At 35.9% G+C, this 16,246-nt stretch carries 19 protein-coding genes; 10 read left to right on the top strand and 9 right to left on the bottom strand.

All coding sequences use genetic code 11. The features are described from left to right. Positions 1-13: 13 nt before the first annotated feature. Complete coding sequence (locus GJU32_RS05405; RefSeq protein ID WP_155590923.1) at positions 14-478, bottom strand: NUDIX hydrolase; 465 nt, start codon at positions 476-478, stop codon at positions 14-16. 217 nt (positions 479-695) lie between these two features. On the opposite strand from GJU32_RS05405, the gene GJU32_RS05400 reads away from it, so the two are divergent. Together GJU32_RS05400 and GJU32_RS23550 are read left to right on the top strand one after the other, a co-directional pair. Further along, entirely contained in the window at positions 696-1,193 is a 498-nt protein-coding gene (locus tag GJU32_RS05400; protein ID WP_155590922.1) for a DUF2798 domain-containing protein, read from the top strand. A gap of 80 nt (positions 1,194-1,273) precedes the next feature. Next, complete coding sequence (locus tag GJU32_RS23550) at positions 1,274-1,396, top strand: hypothetical protein (protein ID WP_274381804.1); 123 nt, start codon at positions 1,274-1,276, stop codon at positions 1,394-1,396. 379 nt (positions 1,397-1,775) lie between these two features. On the opposite strand, the gene GJU32_RS23080 is transcribed toward GJU32_RS23550, so the two are convergent. From GJU32_RS23080 to GJU32_RS05385, 3 genes are read right to left on the bottom strand one after another with little or no spacing between them, the layout of a single operon-like run. After that, positions 1,776-2,018, bottom strand: coding sequence for a hypothetical protein (locus GJU32_RS23080; protein WP_196426634.1), 243 nt, complete (start codon positions 2,016-2,018; stop codon positions 1,776-1,778). Between the two features lie 55 nt (positions 2,019-2,073). Beyond that, complete coding sequence (locus GJU32_RS05390) at positions 2,074-3,918, bottom strand: ABC transporter ATP-binding protein/permease (protein WP_155590920.1); 1,845 nt, start codon at positions 3,916-3,918, stop codon at positions 2,074-2,076. Continuing rightward, positions 3,918-5,891, bottom strand: a complete 1,974-nt coding sequence (locus tag GJU32_RS05385) for an ABC transporter ATP-binding protein/permease (RefSeq protein WP_196426604.1) — start codon at positions 5,889-5,891, stop codon at positions 3,918-3,920. Before GJU32_RS05385 ends, GJU32_RS05390 begins: the two co-directional genes overlap by 1 nt. A 340-nt stretch (positions 5,892-6,231) precedes the next feature. On the opposite strand from GJU32_RS05385, the gene GJU32_RS05380 reads away from it, so the two are divergent. Then, on the top strand, positions 6,232-6,420 hold the full coding sequence (locus GJU32_RS05380; protein ID WP_155590918.1) for a hypothetical protein: 189 nt from the start codon (positions 6,232-6,234) through the stop codon (positions 6,418-6,420). A 247-nt stretch (positions 6,421-6,667) separates the two neighbouring features. Here GJU32_RS05380 and GJU32_RS05375 read toward each other — a convergent pair whose 3' ends face one another. Together GJU32_RS05375 and GJU32_RS05370 are read right to left on the bottom strand one after the other, a co-directional pair. Beyond that, positions 6,668-8,140: a sensor histidine kinase gene (locus tag GJU32_RS05375; RefSeq protein WP_155590917.1), complete on the bottom strand. Its 1,473-nt coding sequence runs from the start codon at positions 8,138-8,140 to the stop codon at positions 6,668-6,670. After that, positions 8,130-8,792, bottom strand: a complete 663-nt coding sequence (locus GJU32_RS05370) for a response regulator transcription factor (protein WP_155590916.1) — start codon at positions 8,790-8,792, stop codon at positions 8,130-8,132. Before GJU32_RS05370 ends, GJU32_RS05375 begins: the two co-directional genes overlap by 11 nt. Before the next feature lie 316 nt (positions 8,793-9,108). Between GJU32_RS05370 and GJU32_RS05365 the strand changes: the two genes are divergently transcribed. The 6 genes from GJU32_RS05365 (at position 9,109) to GJU32_RS05350 (ending at position 12,865) form a co-directional block, all read left to right on the top strand. After that, a complete protein-coding gene (locus GJU32_RS05365) occupies positions 9,109-9,720 on the top strand; it encodes a hypothetical protein (protein WP_196426603.1) in 612 nt (203 codons plus the stop codon). Between the two features lie 161 nt (positions 9,721-9,881). Further along, positions 9,882-10,103, top strand: coding sequence for a TetR-like C-terminal domain-containing protein (locus GJU32_RS23825; RefSeq protein ID WP_476638807.1), 222 nt, complete (start codon positions 9,882-9,884; stop codon positions 10,101-10,103). Between the two features lie 37 nt (positions 10,104-10,140). Next, positions 10,141-10,275 carry a hypothetical protein gene (locus tag GJU32_RS23545; RefSeq protein ID WP_274381803.1) on the top strand — a complete coding sequence of 45 codons (135 nt, stop codon included), beginning with the start codon at positions 10,141-10,143 and terminating at the stop codon, positions 10,273-10,275. Between the two features lie 68 nt (positions 10,276-10,343). Further along, complete coding sequence (locus tag GJU32_RS05360) at positions 10,344-11,051, top strand: DNA alkylation repair protein (RefSeq protein WP_155590914.1); 708 nt, start codon at positions 10,344-10,346, stop codon at positions 11,049-11,051. A gap of 147 nt (positions 11,052-11,198) precedes the next feature. Beyond that, positions 11,199-11,690 (top strand): DUF2975 domain-containing protein, encoded by a 492-nt coding sequence (locus tag GJU32_RS05355; protein ID WP_155590913.1) that lies wholly within the window; start codon positions 11,199-11,201, stop codon positions 11,688-11,690. 566 nt (positions 11,691-12,256) lie between these two features. Further along, on the top strand, positions 12,257-12,865 hold the full coding sequence (locus GJU32_RS05350; protein WP_155590912.1) for a stalk domain-containing protein: 609 nt from the start codon (positions 12,257-12,259) through the stop codon (positions 12,863-12,865). Positions 12,866-12,909: 44 nt separating this feature from the next. On the opposite strand, the gene GJU32_RS05345 is transcribed toward GJU32_RS05350, so the two are convergent. Both GJU32_RS05345 and GJU32_RS05340 read right to left on the bottom strand, forming a co-directional pair. After that, positions 12,910-13,194, bottom strand: coding sequence for a hypothetical protein (locus GJU32_RS05345; protein WP_155590911.1), 285 nt, complete (start codon positions 13,192-13,194; stop codon positions 12,910-12,912). Positions 13,195-13,309: 115 nt separating this feature from the next. Further along, positions 13,310-14,086 (bottom strand): N-acetylmuramoyl-L-alanine amidase, encoded by a 777-nt coding sequence (locus GJU32_RS05340; RefSeq protein ID WP_155590910.1) that lies wholly within the window; start codon positions 14,084-14,086, stop codon positions 13,310-13,312. A gap of 399 nt (positions 14,087-14,485) precedes the next feature. Here GJU32_RS05340 and GJU32_RS05335 point away from each other — a divergent pair, with 399 nt between their 5' ends. Next, complete coding sequence (locus GJU32_RS05335; protein WP_155590909.1) at positions 14,486-15,412, top strand: phosphotransferase family protein; 927 nt, start codon at positions 14,486-14,488, stop codon at positions 15,410-15,412. Here GJU32_RS05335 and GJU32_RS05330 read toward each other — a convergent pair. Continuing rightward, positions 15,393-16,211 carry a DnaD domain protein gene (locus GJU32_RS05330; RefSeq protein ID WP_155590908.1) on the bottom strand — a complete coding sequence of 273 codons (819 nt, stop codon included), beginning with the start codon at positions 16,209-16,211 and terminating at the stop codon, positions 15,393-15,395. The genes GJU32_RS05335 and GJU32_RS05330 overlap by 20 nt on opposite strands. Between the last annotated feature and the right edge of the window lie 35 nt (positions 16,212-16,246).

Raw genomic sequence — 16,246 nt, 5'->3', positions numbered from 1 at the left:
CTTACTATAGCTCTCACTTATTTTCTTTTACAACCTTATTAACGTAATAATCTAGGATTTGTTGGTCTGGAGGGCTCATCCTCTTGGGTAGCTGATGTAGAGGAAAGAAATCGATAGCAATCGCCTCTTCTACATCAAACTTTAAATCACCAGTAAAACTACGGCATTCATAGGCAGCCACGACATTAAAAACTTCATCCCCATGAGGATATTGATAATAAAATGCCTGACCAGAAAAAACCTTTAGCAGCTCTAAATCATTAGGTGTTAATCCACTCTCTTCATACATTTCCCGAATAGCCACCTCTTCAAGTGACTCGCCTAATTCCATCGAGCCGCCTATCAGACCCCAACATTCATTATCCTTACGTAACTGCAGAAGTAACTCGTTATTTTCATTAATAATGAGGACACTCGCGCCAACCATAATGAGTGGCTTTGTGCCGACATCTTGTCGTAAATCCATTATATAGCCCATATTTTCCCTCCTAATATTGCGTCTCTTTAATCATATATTACGGCATTTTGTTCCAATAGCCCTATTTGTTTATGGAAAAAAAAACTGATATACTAGGAATATCAATGCGCAGTAATGGGGTACATGCTTATTAAGCTTTACCCTCACGCATAGTGTACAAGCCGTCTTGTGTCACAAATCTCTGCCATCTGAAATAAGGAAAATGGAGAGGATATACATGTACAAAGAAGATCGGCTACCACAAAATGCAAAAGAGGGCTTGCTATTTTTATTGATTATATCAATAATTTCAGTTAATACCATATCGCCCATTATTGTAGGACTTGAACGTGGATTCAATAAAGAAGTTTATCTCGAAACGTTAAAAATAATTCCGATTATGTGGATTATCGTTATAATTTTAGTCAGAGGAGTTGCTGGACCAGTGGTTGGAAAAGTAATGCCTCTTTTTGTAGGACAAACGGATGGATTTAATGCCCGAGTGCTATTGAACACATTATTAAATGTGACCGTTTTATCTTTTTGCTTATCCATTATTGGTACATGGGTTGGTACAAAACACATTAGTCTGGCGCCTTTTGAAAACTTTCTTCATATTTGGCCAAGAAATTTTGCTGTAGCCTTTTGGATTGAACTATTGCTGGCACAACCTATTGCCCGTTTCGCAATGAAAAAGCTACATCAAAAACAGGATTTAAAAGCTGAACATTCTTAATAATGAAAAATGCCTAATGATGACGCAGTCACCATTAGGTTTTTTTGTACATTATAGTTATAGGAGGGGTTGCATGAACAATGAAAAGAATGGTAAACCAATCCTCGTTACAATCGGCTCTTTCAGCAAATCCTTTTCAATTATCACTGCTTTTTCATTCCCCAGATGAGCCACATGAGGAATCACTAGTAGTTGAGCTATAATCAGCACAATGATTGTTATCCTGTGAAGAAATTTGTGAATCATTTGTAAAATCGTTTGTTGAATGCATATAGTGTGTGTGCTCGTTCGTTTTGTTGTGGTTTTTACCTACATTGCTAACTATACTAACAATGATGATGATTCCAATAAACATAATAAATAAAGTCATTTATTCCAACTCCTCTCATTTATTATATTAATTGTAACATATATTTTTTTCTCAAATTCCATTACCTACAGGGCCTATCGGACAAGGGGCGTAAAGTTTTTGGTCTATTTTATTCTATGTATTCATCTTATCCCTTCTCTTTGGCATTGGTCTAATGAATATGAAATTAAGGGAAAAATAACACCACAACCAATATGATTGTGGTGCTCACATTATGATTCAGATTTACGTGCAGAGGATTTTTTCGAACGATTGCCTTCGCTCGCATTTTTCTTTTGTTCTTGCGTTAAAGCATTATCTTCACGTACGTCTAAATCATCTGGACTTAAATCTGTCGATAATTCCGCCAACTCTGACTGGCGTTTATATTGTTTGCCCTTTGTCAAATGATCACCTCCAAGTATTCTTACATTGCCCTTTTTAAGATGATCTATACTTGGTTTTGCTAATGCCATATGTCATTATTTGTCTATACAACGCATTTGACGTTACATTGCGTTCTTTCTACAATTACTTTCTTATGGCACTAATTGTTTCGGTTTTCACTAGCTTCTGGTTAATAATAAATGAAATAACTATGCTTACGAACATATTCATTGCGATAAGGAGACAATACGAATACAAATTTAATCCCAAACCATAATTAAATTGGGCCTTATATAACAGATTTAAAATATGAACTACTATTAGTGAAATGATTGTAGACAGTCCACTGAATAATAAAGATTCTTTGAACAGGATTGATTTGATATGCTTCCTTTTAAAGCCTAACGCAGATAAAAGTCCAATTTCTTTATACCTTTCTATAGAAATTTTATAAAGCATAATCGTACTGATGAATAGGGCAACGGCAAGAACGAAATAAGAGACAAATGTAAATAATTTGATCAAACTCGTAAATGCTTGATTAAAATTTTCGACTTGTTTATAGTTCGTATAAACAGCTACTTGCTTGTCTATTAGCAACTTTTGTACCTTTGGGATTTCATTGAATCCTTTTACATCAAAGCTAATCGATGTTGCATTATTTATAGTAGTGTTTTTATACATATCTTTTTCTACTGATGCACTTACAATGAAATCATCGTATTGCGTATCTGTTATACCAGCTATCGTTAGCTCAATCGTTACTTTCTTCCCCATCTTATTGACATACGATAACGCCATTCTCTCCCCTACTAGCTTTTGAATTTGTTTTTCAAATTTACTAGCTAAACTTGGAGAAATGACCATTTCTTTTTTGTTATCTTGAGGCATATTTCCGTAGACCATCGAAACGGTTGATGGTGCAGTTGGCATTTTCACTTCGTTATTAATCGTTACATCCTTCATCGTTAACGAAATGTTTTTCAAGTCATATTGATAATAAACATTTTGAACTTGCTTCATCGAAGATAATCGTTCATAGGTTAAGGCTAAGTCTTTATTGACTTCTATTCCTTGATCATATTTTGGAATCATACCTTTATTAAAATAAGCATTCTTTTCTTTGAATTCGCTTATTGAATGATTCATAATTTCCTTCGAGCCTACTGTTCCTAAAAATGACGCTGAACCACAAGCGATTAAAATGGCCGCTATGACATACTTGATCAAATGAATTTTAAAATTTTTAAATCCGATTCTAAAAAAATCATTTGATTGCAGTTGTAATGAATCACTTTTGGTTGTCGTATTTACTGTTTTTTGCGATATACTAGCTTTTTTGACAATCAGCTGTTCATCTTCAATTTCAATTATTTCATCCCCAAAAGTCGCTAATTCTTCATCATGGGTAATCATAAGTACTGTTTTAGTAGTTGAAATCTTTTTCAAAATCTTCATAATTGACAGAGCTGATTCTTGATCCAATGCACCTGTAGGCTCATCTGCTAAGATAATAGCTGGATCATTTATTAAAGAGCGTGCGATGGCTACTCTTTGTTTCTGTCCACCGCTTAAAGTTTGTACCTTTTGATGAATTTGTGGCTCTAAGCCTAATTCAACAAGCAATTTCTGTGCTTTTTGTACATACTCCTTCGCCCCCGCATTTTTAGCGCTATAAACAGCTAACAAAACATTCTCTAATGCAGTATACCCATCTAATAAATGATACTCTTGAAAGATAAATCCAATGCTATTCAATCGATAAGAGGGTAATTCATCAGGTGATAAATCTTTTATATTTGTTGTACCAACGACAATTTCACCAGTGAAATCTGAATCAAAACCAGCTAAAAGGTTAAACAACGTACTCTTCCCAGAGCCACTCGGCCCTAGGAAGCATGTTAAAGACGCATCTTTGAATTCATAATTCACATTCGAATAAATCGTAGTATCACCATATTTCTTTGTTACATTGCGAAGCTGAATCATTATCGATCTCCTCCGCTTTGAAGACTCTTCATTGGCTGCACTCGTCCAATCAGGAAAGAAGCGATGAAGGTCATCAGCAATCCTAGAGAGACAATAATCACCATTGCTACTAAGATGGCCTGTTGATTTATGAGCGAAGATTGAAATAGTGCCATTGAAAATTTATTTACTAATGGCATAACTACAAAAAATAAAACCATTGTTAAAACAGAGATGATAGCATTTTCAACCATCGTTAGTTTCGTAATATGGCCAATAGAAAAGCCATTCATTTTTAATATGGCATATTCTTTTTTACGGACAATGGTATTCATTACTGTTAACACAGTGGTCATAATAATAGCGAGTGCCCCCATAATATACGAAATCGAATTCGATTGATGATCTGTTGTAGCATTTAGTTCCGAAATATCTTTGACCATCATAAATTGCCCTATTGGAACAATGCCCTTCCCTTGTAACTCCTTCACTAGAGATAGTACATTAGGAAGTGTGGTTGCTCGCATTTCAAGTGGTGTTTTATCATTATCTTTCCCAATCGCTTGATTAAACTCCTCTACAGCCTTTTTGCTGTAAATAAAGGAATCTTCATTTTCAATGGACATTTTTTCCCCAGTCATAGCATTGTCTATTTTCATCGTAGAATCGATGACACCTACAATTTTCAAGTTCAGTGTATGCGATTTTTCTTCAGGAACATCTTGATTCCAAACAAACATAGTCCCAGTAATTTCAATCTCTTTATTTAAAACCTTTTCTGGCGTAACATCTATTTTTGATAGAAACGCTTTTGGAACGACTACTTCTTCTTGATCATTATCAGGCATTCTACCTGCTAGTAGACCATTATTTACGGGTACTGTATTGGATTGTTCTAGTTGAAGATGATCCGTTACCCCTTCAATCGTTACTTCCATTTTATTAATTGTAGCTATCGGATACATCGCTTCTATCCTCTTGTCATCCTGATAATCTTTAAAAATAGACGAGATATCTTGCTTAACATCTCTATTCGGACTATTGGCGTCCTCACTGCCACCCATTCCTGCTCCTCCCAACATTTCCGAAACAACAGAAATATTAAAGAGGGATTGTCCATATTGCTTCACAAGATGATTCATGGCCTTATTCCCTTGATTTGTTACCTCACCGCTGACATTGAGTAATAAAAAATAAGAGGCGAGTACGAGAACAATTGAGGTCAATATGGTCTTGAAAAGCATGCCCTTCACATTTTTAATACTTTGACTAAGTGTGTTTTTCGCAGACAAGATTGGTGGATTTTTTTTGATAGACAGGCTTTTTCGACTCATACTTTCGCGCTTTTTATCGTGAACCAATTCTCCGTCCTTCAATACAAAAGCATTGGAGTCATCATCAATGAGTGATTGATCATGCGTAACGATAATCACCATTCTTTCTTTTGCGATTTGCTTTAGCGTGTTGATTAATGCCTTTGTATTATTCTTATCTAAAGCTCCAGTAGGCTCGTCTGCAATAATGATTTCAGGATCTTTTACCAAGGCTCTGGCAATGGCTACTCTTTGTTTTTCACCACCTGAGAGCGACTTCACATTATGTTTTGCTAATCTTTGAAGACCTAATTTTTGTAGTGTACTTTCGACCTTGTGACGTTTTGCTTCTTGGTCTAAATTAGAGAGTCCTAGAACAACCATGACATTATCTTCAACTGATAGGTGGTTAATCAATTGAAAGTTCTGCCAAATAAATCCGATTGAATTGTAATAATAGTGATTGAGCTCAGACTTTGAAAATTGTTTGATAGACTTATTATTAAAATAAACCTCACCATCAAACATAGGATCCATACCGCTTATTATCTTTAATAATGTCGATTTACCGCTTCCAGATGGCCCAATAATGAAATTTAAACCTCCTAAAAATTCTGCGGTTATGTTTTTTAGGACAGGTTGATTGCCAAATTTTTTACTTATATTCTTTAGTGTTAACATCGTCATATCTCCTCCTTCAATACTCCTCGATAGTACGCTTCCAATGTGTAGTTTGTGTGTAGTTAGGATGTGGTTTAATTGAAGATGCGTACGTTAATAGGTGTGATGCTGAAATGGATAAACTCCTGCTAAAACAAAAGCTCACAAACAACCTAACGGGTTCGGTTGTTGCGTACAAAATGTAAAAAAGTAATATTAAAGGGAGTTCAATTCACAAACGAATTGGACTCCCTATTTTATGTTAGGCTGATTTCGAATAGATTGTTGCTTTTTTATAAATCTCCAGAATATATAGTATAATAGTATGTGATATAAAAAGAAGATTGAATGGAGGATAACGATGACAAAACTATCCTATAGTGGTGTAAAATATGGAGAAATTGATGTTGAAATAAAATTATTGGTGGATATACAAAATGATTGGATTGAGATTACGCATACCAAGCAAGTGTCTCAAGTAATGAATAAATCCACAGGTGAATATATCATCGTAAATCGACACTCTTTGAAATTTGAGGTTGTTTCATAATACGAACAAAATATGAAACAAATTAAAGTCCCAAAAATGTAACTGATTATTTCAGTTGCATTTTTTTGTTGGGCAATAAGCCAAGCATTAAAGGCAATCCGTTTAGATGTTAACCATGACTTAATTCAAAAATTAAATGCTAAAAAGGCAGCGGTTATTGACCGATGCCTTTTATTGTGCTTTTTATCAGGTTCCATATGGTTTGATTTTGACTTCTGAATTGAACCCGTTAACGAGAACTTCCTTTTTAAAATCGGATAATGAATTTTACTCCATCATCGGTGTTTTGAATACTGTATTGTAGTTTGTGGGCATCAAAAATTTGTTGAGCGATAAACAAACCGAGACCGTGGCCACCAGTATGACGATTACGTGACTTTTCAATGCGGTAGAATGGTTCAAAGATGTGTTCTAGATTGTCGTTATGAATATGCGCTCCTGTATTTAACACCTCTAATACACTGCCGCTATTTTGACGCTGTAGTGAAATAAATACTTCCTTACCTTCCTGTGTATAGGAATACGCATTATGAATGATTGTTGATAATCCTTTTTTTACTAATGGTTGATCAGCGGAAAAATATATGTCTTCTTCTAAAGACTTGACCACTTTCAATTGTTTAGCGTAGCTAAAATAATCAAGTTCTTCAAGGATGGACTGCATTAAATCGGTGAGATTGACATTTTTTTTGTTTAATTGCAGAACTTCTGATTCTAACTTACTGAGTTCAAGTATTTCTATTACAAGTGCCTCCATCCCATTCATCGTTTCATACGATTTTTGCAAATAGCGGTCACGGTTCTTAAAGACACCTATGTTCAAAAGCATCCCCTCTAGCTGACCTTTAATGATGGTAATGGGCGTTTTTAAATCATGAGAGATGGCGATTAAAAATTGGCGGCGCTTGGCATCTAGTTCGCGCTCTTTTTCTATATCGTCTTTCAATTTATCATTTGCATTGTTTAATTGAATCATTGTTTGTTGTAAATTATCGGACAAATTATTTAAATTGGTCGACAGCTCCCCTAGCTCATCTTTTGAATCAATCGTACTTTTTTGAGAAAAGTCTAGCTTTGCCATCTTTTTTGCTACCGTATTTAGCTTAATAAGTGGCTTAGCAAGTAGCTTTGAATAAATTATCGCACCAGCAATTGAAATCACAATGATGATGGCAAGAACATATGGCATGAATAACGAAAGAACACGTGTAATTTCATCTATTGGATAGAGATAAGAATAAAAGGTTATATGGTATTTCCCTTCTTGTAATTGAATTTCTTTATTAACTGAATAAGTAGAAGGTACTTCTTGTTCATTTATTTTATTTTCTTCTTCATTTTTCTCTGCATTGCTTTTGGCAGGTTGGACTGGCAACACAGGAACACTCTTGACAGCCTTTGTCTTTTCATTATTAGGAATGTAAACTGAAGGTAAATAAACAATATTTCCTTCCAAATCCGATACAATCAGGCTAACATTTTTTGTTTTAGTAGTGAACTTGTCTAAAATCCTTTCAACAGTAGCGAAAGATTTTCCTTCTATTTGATCGACTAGCATAGTGACATTGTCATTAAGGTTATCTTGTTTGTACTTATAATAGAATTGTGGTAGTAGGAAATATAAAAGTAAGTAAATCATGAAAGCTGATATGATTAATAATAGGGTTGTGATAATAAAGATTTTTCTTGTTACACTGCCTTGTACAAAGTTAAATTTCAAGTTTATACCCTACTCCTTTTATCGTTTTAATGTATGGCACATCTAATTTTTTCCGCAAGTTTTTAATATGTGTATCAACCACTCTTGTGTCACCGAAATAATCAAAGCCCCATAGTTGGTCGAGTAATAGTTCCCTCGATAATACCTTCCCTTCATTTTCGATGAATAGTTTTAAAATATCGAACTCTTTTGTTGTTAATTCAATGACTTCTCCATTCATTTTGACAGTATAGGCTTCATAATCTACAACAATTTCTTTAAAACTGGCTGTTCTTGTGACATTCTCTGGATAGGCACGACGTATAACAGCTTGGACTCGTTTAATGAGAACATTAAAGGAAAACGGTTTCGTAATATAATCATCCACCTGCAAATCAAATGCCTTCAACTCTGATTTTTCCTCACTTAATGCAGTTAATATAATGATTGGGACTGATGATTTTCGTCGAATCATATTGCATAAATGAAAGCCATCCATATTTGGCATCATGATATCAGCGATGACAAGATGATAATTTTCTGTTTGAAAAAGTTTTAGCCCCTCCACCCCATCACTTGCCTTATCAACATGATAATTTTGGGTTATTAAAAATTCGGATATTAATTCTTGTACATCCGGATCGTCTTCAATTACTAAAATATTGTAAATCATCGTTTCACCTAGCTTTTAAAATATTTATATTGATTTTCTTATAGACAATAATTATAGCTGAAACAACTATTCTGTTCTCGTTTTAATTTCTTTCTTAGTGAAACTTCTGCCGTAACAAATAAAATCACACGCTAACGCTTACTTCAAGGACTTTTCTTGAACGCAGTCTTTGCGGCCGTTCTTCATCGGCTGTTAGAAAAAACGATGGACCTAAGCCTTACCGCAAACTTCTTCATATAAATTTGATCTTTTCAATATACTATTAATCTACAACAGGTGTTTTTTTATGAAAGAAGGGTGATGTAAAGTGGCGATTATGACAAAGCCATCCATTGGCTTAACACAGTTTACAGACTTCACAATGAAGGGTAGTGCTGCAAAGACAAAGTTTGTCAAAGACATTAAGTATCAAGAAGATTATCATCCAATTAAAGATTATTGGAAAGCTTTACGAGAGGGTTTAAAAAAATACCATGAACATCATTTTAATGACGCCTATTTACTCGACATTGTAGACAATGCCCTCCCTGCACGTCAAAAGAATTACCAAGAAGTTGTAAAAGCCTATTTAAAATTTTTAAAAAATAAAAATGTTCAGTGGTTTGAACCGGGTAAGGCTAATTGGTATTGTGATGAATTAACAGTGCGTTCAAACCCTGAGCTTGGTTTAATTATCGATGATACCCCCTATTTGATAAAACTATATTTCAAAGGAAAAAATGAGCGCATCGATAAACATAAATGTCGATCTGCCTTAACCCTTTTGAAAGATTCCACCTATTCGATTGAACATCCCGATTCCGTAAAACATGCCATATTAAATGTACAAAAAGGTCGCTTGATTACTGAAGATGAATCAACTGAATATCATCAAATTGCCCTCGAATCGGATGCGGCTCAATTTATGTTTATCTGGAATAGACTTTAGCTATTATTAGACCAAAAAATGTGGATTTGGTATCTACCAAATCCACATTTTTTCATGGGTGTCATTAATTATTATCTTTTCTTTTTGCTACAGACCGAACCAAGCTGGAAAGATCGGCCTACTATCATTTCGAGGACATTTATGATTTAGTAAAGTGGACATTGGAGCAAGAGGCAATTGAGTTACTGGATGATTATCAAGATGAAAGTCTTTGTCAAGGAGGCTATAGCGATTTATTATTATACTTAGAGAAAAATCGAGTGTTTGCGTTAAACGCTATAAACTCCCTTGGTCATGAGCATTTTAATCGTTTTTTCCATCAAGCAGTATATAGTATAATCGAACACATCGGAAACAAATTGGTGAAATGTGTGAAGAAATAGAAGAACAATATATGAATTTTGTGACCCATTTTTCACCGTGTCCATTACAGCCGTGACAATTAGTAGGCTCCAAGGCCAACTTGATTTAACCGTTGAAGAACTTATTCAGATGGAGGTTCGATTATTACGTGATCATATTGGCGGTATAAAGATTTTATATGGCAACCATTAATCCTTACAATAGAAACATGGTAAAGTAGTGAATGAGCAAATACGAAAGAAAAAGGAAGTGCTACGACAATGAATGCAGAAATGGTGATACAGGAGCTGGAGGCTCTGGGCAAGGAACGTACGAAAAAAATGTATATGTCAAATGGTGCGCATGAGCCGCTTTTTGGCGTGGCAACAGGTGCCATGAAGCCCATTGCGAAGAAAATTAAAATCGATCAGGCTTTAGCGGAGGAGCTATATGCCACTGGCAACTATGATGCTATGTACTTTGCAGGAGTTATTGCAGATCCAAAAGCAATGACTGCGGAAGATTTTGATCGTTGGATAGATTCAGCTTATTTTTATATGCTGTCTGACTATGTAGTAGCGGTCACTTTAGCGGAAGCCCCTATTGCACAAGAGGTAGCAGATGCGTGGATTGCCAGCGGTGAAGAATTGAGAATGTCAGCGGGCTGGAGCTGCTATTGTTGGCTTTTAGGGAATCGCAAGGATAGCGAATTTTCTGACAGCAAGTTGGCTCATATGCTGGAATTAGTGAAAAACACAATTCACAACGCACCAGAGCGAACAAAATCTGCAATGAATAACTTTCTATACACTGTAGCCATTTCCTATGTACCGCTTCACAATCAAGCAGTTGAAACAGCTCAGGAAGTTGGTCCAGTGGAAATGAAGCGAGATAATAAAAAAAGCAGTACATTGCATGCTTACGAAAATATTCAAAAAGAAGTAGCACGAGGCAGGCTTGGTTTTAAACGCAAATATGTAAGATGTTAATCGTCACATCTTAAAAAGTATCGATCCGAAAAGGATTGATGCTTTTTTTGTTAGTTAATAAAAAAACAATGAATTTTAATATTTTTTTATTGATAAACGATAAATATTGATTTAAAATCAATGTACCATAACCAGTGAGGTGCTTTTATGAAAAGTAAACAAGGGTCAACTATTTTCTTGAAGGTTGTAATTATTTTGATGGGCATTCCCATTTTAGCTTTAGGTCTTTTTTGGTTACCTGGGATGGCCAGCAGAGATGCAGCGGCACATCCCGAATCGGCTTATTTGTCCTATCTATTTTTAGTCTATGCATATGCACTATGTATTCCATACTACGTTGCATTATTTCAAGGTTATCGCCTATTAACTAACATCGACCAGCACAAAGCGTTCTCTGAATCATCAGTAAGAGCCTTGAGAAAAATCAACTATTGTGCGCTCACAATCATCCTCCTTCTTGTGCTAGGCATTGCAGCATCGATAGTCATGTTTTCTGGAAAGGAAGATATTACAGGTATTATCATGCTAGCACTTATCAGCATCTTTGCATCTAGTATCATTGCAACCTTTGCAGCCATTCTGCATCGGCTGTTACAAAAGGCCATTGATTTACAATGTGAAAATGACTTAACAGTATAATCTAACTACGCCTTGGCGTAATTGCGGCTTTTACGCAGATAAACATTGCGTCCATATTTTTCAACATCTATGACATCCTTCAGGGGCTATGAGACAACTGATATTGGTCACACCGTCATTGCCACAGGGCGTGGTGCTTTTAGACGATGGTGGTTCCCCTATCTCAGTGTGCTTTTGAACACCCACTACATCAAGAATAGGCGCTAACAAACCCTCACTGTTAGTGCCTTTCTATCTATTGCACAAATTGCTCATACTATTTTTATTCACGATCGCAACCATAAAGGCAGAAGGCTTTATAGCAAATTTAAATTTCTCGCTCATTTTGCAACTTTTACTGTTGCAAAAGTATCTGTTAAAACAAGGAAGCACGTTGAATTGTATTCAACACTTTTCCCCTTTCCAGTGAAACGCAAAGGGCTACTTTTTTAGGTTTCAACTTTTGACCAACTGGTTTTTTATGGCATCCTTCCTCCATCTCACCCCTCCTTTTTTACTATAAAAACATGGAAAAATTTTCTTTTATATAGTATAATAATTACAATTTGAGAATTAGGAGGATACTTATGAAGAAATTGGTATTTTTAATAGCGATGCTTACACTATTTTTTACTACAACGAGTATTGCGGACGCACATCCTGGACGTCTTGATAGTAATGGTGGTCACAATTGTTCAGAAAAGTCGAAAGCAAAAGGTCTTTGTTCAGGCTATCATTATCATAATGGCAATGGAGGAAATAATGCTGGATCTACCTCAGGTGGTCAAAGCATTTCTACACAGACACCTAAAGCAACTATTGCACCAGCATTGACAAAAGTAGCTGTCTATTTGAATAATATGAAGCAAAATTATACGCCTGGTGCTTATATGAAAAATGGTACAACATTAGTGCCGATGAAGGCCATTTTTGAATCACTTGGGGCAACAGTTGCCTATGATAGTGCAACAAAAAAAGTGACGGCAATAAAGGACAGTAAAAAAATTGTGATTGGTGTGGGGAATAAAACGGCTTATGTTGATGCGAATGGTACAACATCAACAATTAACCTCAGCCATCCAGCTGAAATTTATCATGGAACTACCATGGTGCCTTTACGATTTGTCAGTCAAGCACTTGGCGCAAATGTAACATTTGATGAGGCAGCATTGATTGTCTATATCTCGACAAAATAATGGACAGGCTTTACAGCAGCATTCTTATTTGGGTGCTGCTTTTTTTAATGTTGTTTAAAGTCAAAGTCGTATTTCTTGTTAATTTTACTAGCAATTGTTTCTAAAAATAAGGCCACAGTCATATTCTCAACTTCATTTGTATACCATGCTAGTTTAGCTCCATAGTTTTTTTTATTATAATTCACTTCTAGTGGCCAGAAGTTTTTCGTTTTATACGTATAATCAAATTTCACATATAGTTGATTACCCTCTGGACACTCCATTATAACTTTGTATAATGGGTTTTTTCTTTCTTGTTCAAATTTCACTTTTCTTATTTTCGTTAACATTAAAATCCCTCCTCTTTTCTACTACATTCGACAAAAGTTTAAAAAGACCTCTATTTAAAGTAAAAGGATAAAGCTCGCTATTGCTTACGAGCTTTATCCTTCGAATTTCATCATGTTAATTGACTATAAATTTGTCGTAATAACGTTTGAGCATTGTCGCCATTTGTTCCCGTGTGAGAACGCCTGCTGGATTCATGTTCTTGCTGCCATCGCCACGGATAATCCCTTCCTTAATGGCCCATTCCCATGATTCTTTATGTGCTGCGCCTACTTCTCTGTTTGATTGTAAGCTAGCTTTTTCAGCTAATAAGCTTTTTAAAGCCTCTATTTCCTGTTTTAGCTCATTATATTGTGACACTGTTAATCCCTCCTCTAGTCCATTTTTAATATCTCGCTGGAACTGAGCTTCTGTAATCCCCATACTTTTTAAATAGGTAAAAGGATCATTGTGTGTGGTGCCGCCCAAATTATCGGCTATCCAACGATGGGACTTAATGCCGTTACCGTTTCCATCTAAAGTAGTAGGAATTCCTGCTTCTATAGCCAGCTTGCGTAATAACCAAATATAAGCAGCATAATCCTTTTTAAATTGTTCTTTATCCGAAGTCCGTGCTAACTCCACTTGGGCATAGCTATACGGATTACCTTTCGGACCACAACCATATTGCACTCGATTAACAGGAGCTACTTGTACGATTCGTCCACCACCGCCTACCCAGTGAGATACGAAGGCATTGGCTTTATTTTTATTCATATAGGCAATCTCGTTTTCCAATGCGTTTGGACCTGTATTGTTGCTATTACCCGATTCATGAGCCACTACGTATTTTACTGCCGTGAGCGCTTGATTAGGTAAACCTGACATGATCTGTTTTTCGATAACATAACTCATACTGCACCATCCTTTCCTATCATTTTTTAGTGAATGACAGCTATGTTATTCTTTCCTTCTATTTACGGTTTTAAGGGAAAAAAGATAGTTGATAAGAGGCTATTCCATAAGGGGCTTTACAGGATTTTTACTTGCACACAACTAATGCACTAGCTACTATAGCTCACCTCACTTTCTATAATGTAAGGGAAGTTAAGAAGAGTGAATGATCCTTGTAAACAAAGACATTCACTTATTGTTAGTAAATGCTAGCTCAACTATGATTTCTAGTTAGTTGTGCTCTTTTACTATTTTTAAATATGATTTTTTTACCCCTTCATACTATCCAAGACATTGACAAAGCATTACTTCATATAGTATTTTGTAACTTCTAAAATATTGAAAGTGAGGGGAAATAATGTGCGTATAGTAGATGTAATTAGTCAAGTACCAAGCTTACACGGTTTTACGCAGATAACAAAAGTCGACAAAGGCTATTCACCGGATACCAAGTACCTTGTAACGGTTGATGAGAAGTGCTATTTTGTACGGTTATCAGATCTAACGTATCACGAAAAGCGCAAAAAGGAATTTTCGTTGCTACAAGACTTAGCGCTACAAGGGGTTCGAACGCATAAAGCGATTGACTATACTTTGCTTAGTAACGACAATCTATCAGCGATGGTTGTTAGTTATTTGGAAGGCACCCCTGCGGATGAAATCATCCAGGAACTCTCTGACTCTGAGCAATTTCATCTCGGTCTTGTAGCTGGAAAAGAATTGAGAAAAATACACCAAGTGAGCCCTCCCCACATGATTAATTGGGAAGCGACACAACTAAAGAAATTCTCTCATTATTTCAAGTCATATCAACAAGATCCCTATCAAATTCCGCAAGAAACTAAACTTCTGAGCTTTATTGATAAGCAATTACCACTTTTAAGACAGCGACCTATTACCCTACTTCATGATGATTTCCATCTTGGACATATCATTTGCAAACAGCGGTCTTTCAATGGGGTTATTGATTTTAACGGTTACGATGTGGGGGATCCTTATCATGACTTTTATAATCTTGCATTATTTAGTAGACGACATAGTATTCCCTTCTGCATCGGGCAAATCAATGGCTATTTTTCATCTGCACCAGACGATACTTTTTGGCGTCTCTATGCCCTATACGCAGCAATGACGGTTTTCTCAACCATTGTTTGGACACGCCAATACGATCCTCAATCCTTTGACGATGCGTTGGAAAGAATTCACTTAATTTTACAGGATCATGATTATTTTTCATCGGCCAAGCCTTTATGGTATTCAGAGGAGTTTACACACTCCCTAGCATAGCTAAAATTTTCTGACGTTCCGCTTCAAAATCAATAGTTGACTGTGATTGCGGTTCATCTTCATGACGTTGATAAAACCACTTCGGTATAATCTCTCGACGTCTTTTTGTTTGACTCTGTGTTACTTGTTGCTTGCGCATTTGATATCTCTGTTGATCTATTGCTACATCTGCCAGGCTCTTTATTTTTTTACTGAACCAATTTTGTAAGATTTTTTCTACATACCTCCAGCGTAATACATTGTGTTCCACAGCTAGTTTCATGGCATGGACCACCATTTCCTCTGAAAAAATAGCGTGCCAATAGCGAATTTTGCTCGTAATATGGGCAGTTTGTGAGCCAAAGCCTTGCTGTTCATAAAAATGATAGGCAGTGGTAGCCGGCTGTTTATTATCATCATCTATATTTTTTAGTAATTGGTTATTTAGTAATTCATTATTTAGTAGTGTGGGCTTTTCCGTTTGTGGTGCTACCGTTGACGAATTTCCCGTTGACGGCATGGCAGCACATTTTGGTGTTTCAAAAACAAAAAACTCAACCTTACCAAACTTTCCATTCTTTGTTCTCTCTTGAGCTTTTTGAAGATAACCAGCCTGTATAAGTTCATCAACAATGCTCGCCGTTGCTTCTCGTCCACATTTACTGCGCGTTGCTAAATCGGAAAGACTAAAAGACCAATCATCCGGTAAGGACAGCATATAAGCAAGAAGTCCCTTCGCTTTCCAGCTTAATTGATCATCATTTAAAAAACCCTTATCTAATACTACGAAATTCTCCTTTTTCGTTACTCTATATATCATCTCAATCCCTCTTTCCATCTAGTATCCTTTATTAC

It is taken from the genome of Lysinibacillus cavernae, assembly GCF_009724685.1.
Classification (GTDB): Bacteria; Bacillota; Bacilli; order Bacillales_A; family Planococcaceae; genus Lysinibacillus; species Lysinibacillus cavernae.
This window is presented reverse-complemented; position numbering and strand designations above follow the sequence as displayed.

Excerpts from the sequence above, each read along its gene's own strand:
- GJU32_RS05400 (WP_155590922.1), top strand. The coding sequence starts at position 696 with ATGTACAAAGAAGATCGGCTACCACAAAATGCAAAAGAGGGCTTGCTA.
- GJU32_RS05405 (WP_155590923.1), bottom strand. The coding sequence starts at position 478 with ATGGGCTATATAATGGATTTACGACAAGATGTCGGCACAAAGCCACTC.
- GJU32_RS05385 (WP_196426604.1), bottom strand. The coding sequence starts at position 5,891 with ATGTTAACACTAAAGAATATAAGTAAAAAATTTGGCAATCAACCTGTC.
- GJU32_RS23550 (WP_274381804.1), top strand. The coding sequence starts at position 1,274 with ATGAAAAGAATGGTAAACCAATCCTCGTTACAATCGGCTCTTTCAGCA.
- GJU32_RS05345 (WP_155590911.1), bottom strand. The coding sequence starts at position 13,194 with ATGTTAACGAAAATAAGAAAAGTGAAATTTGAACAAGAAAGAAAAAAC.
- GJU32_RS05380 (WP_155590918.1), top strand. The coding sequence starts at position 6,232 with ATGACAAAACTATCCTATAGTGGTGTAAAATATGGAGAAATTGATGTT.
- GJU32_RS05330 (WP_155590908.1), bottom strand. The coding sequence starts at position 16,211 with ATGATATATAGAGTAACGAAAAAGGAGAATTTCGTAGTATTAGATAAG.
- GJU32_RS05350 (WP_155590912.1), top strand. The coding sequence starts at position 12,257 with ATGAAGAAATTGGTATTTTTAATAGCGATGCTTACACTATTTTTTACT.
- GJU32_RS05360 (WP_155590914.1), top strand. The coding sequence starts at position 10,344 with ATGAATGCAGAAATGGTGATACAGGAGCTGGAGGCTCTGGGCAAGGAA.
- GJU32_RS05390 (WP_155590920.1), bottom strand. The coding sequence starts at position 3,918 with ATGATTCAGCTTCGCAATGTAACAAAGAAATATGGTGATACTACGATT.
- GJU32_RS05365 (WP_196426603.1), top strand. The coding sequence starts at position 9,109 with ATGACAAAGCCATCCATTGGCTTAACACAGTTTACAGACTTCACAATG.
- GJU32_RS05370 (WP_155590916.1), bottom strand. The coding sequence starts at position 8,792 with ATGATTTACAATATTTTAGTAATTGAAGACGATCCGGATGTACAAGAA.
- GJU32_RS05355 (WP_155590913.1), top strand. The coding sequence starts at position 11,199 with ATGAAAAGTAAACAAGGGTCAACTATTTTCTTGAAGGTTGTAATTATT.
- GJU32_RS23080 (WP_196426634.1), bottom strand. The coding sequence starts at position 2,018 with ATGGCATTAGCAAAACCAAGTATAGATCATCTTAAAAAGGGCAATGTA.
- GJU32_RS05340 (WP_155590910.1), bottom strand. The coding sequence starts at position 14,086 with ATGAGTTATGTTATCGAAAAACAGATCATGTCAGGTTTACCTAATCAA.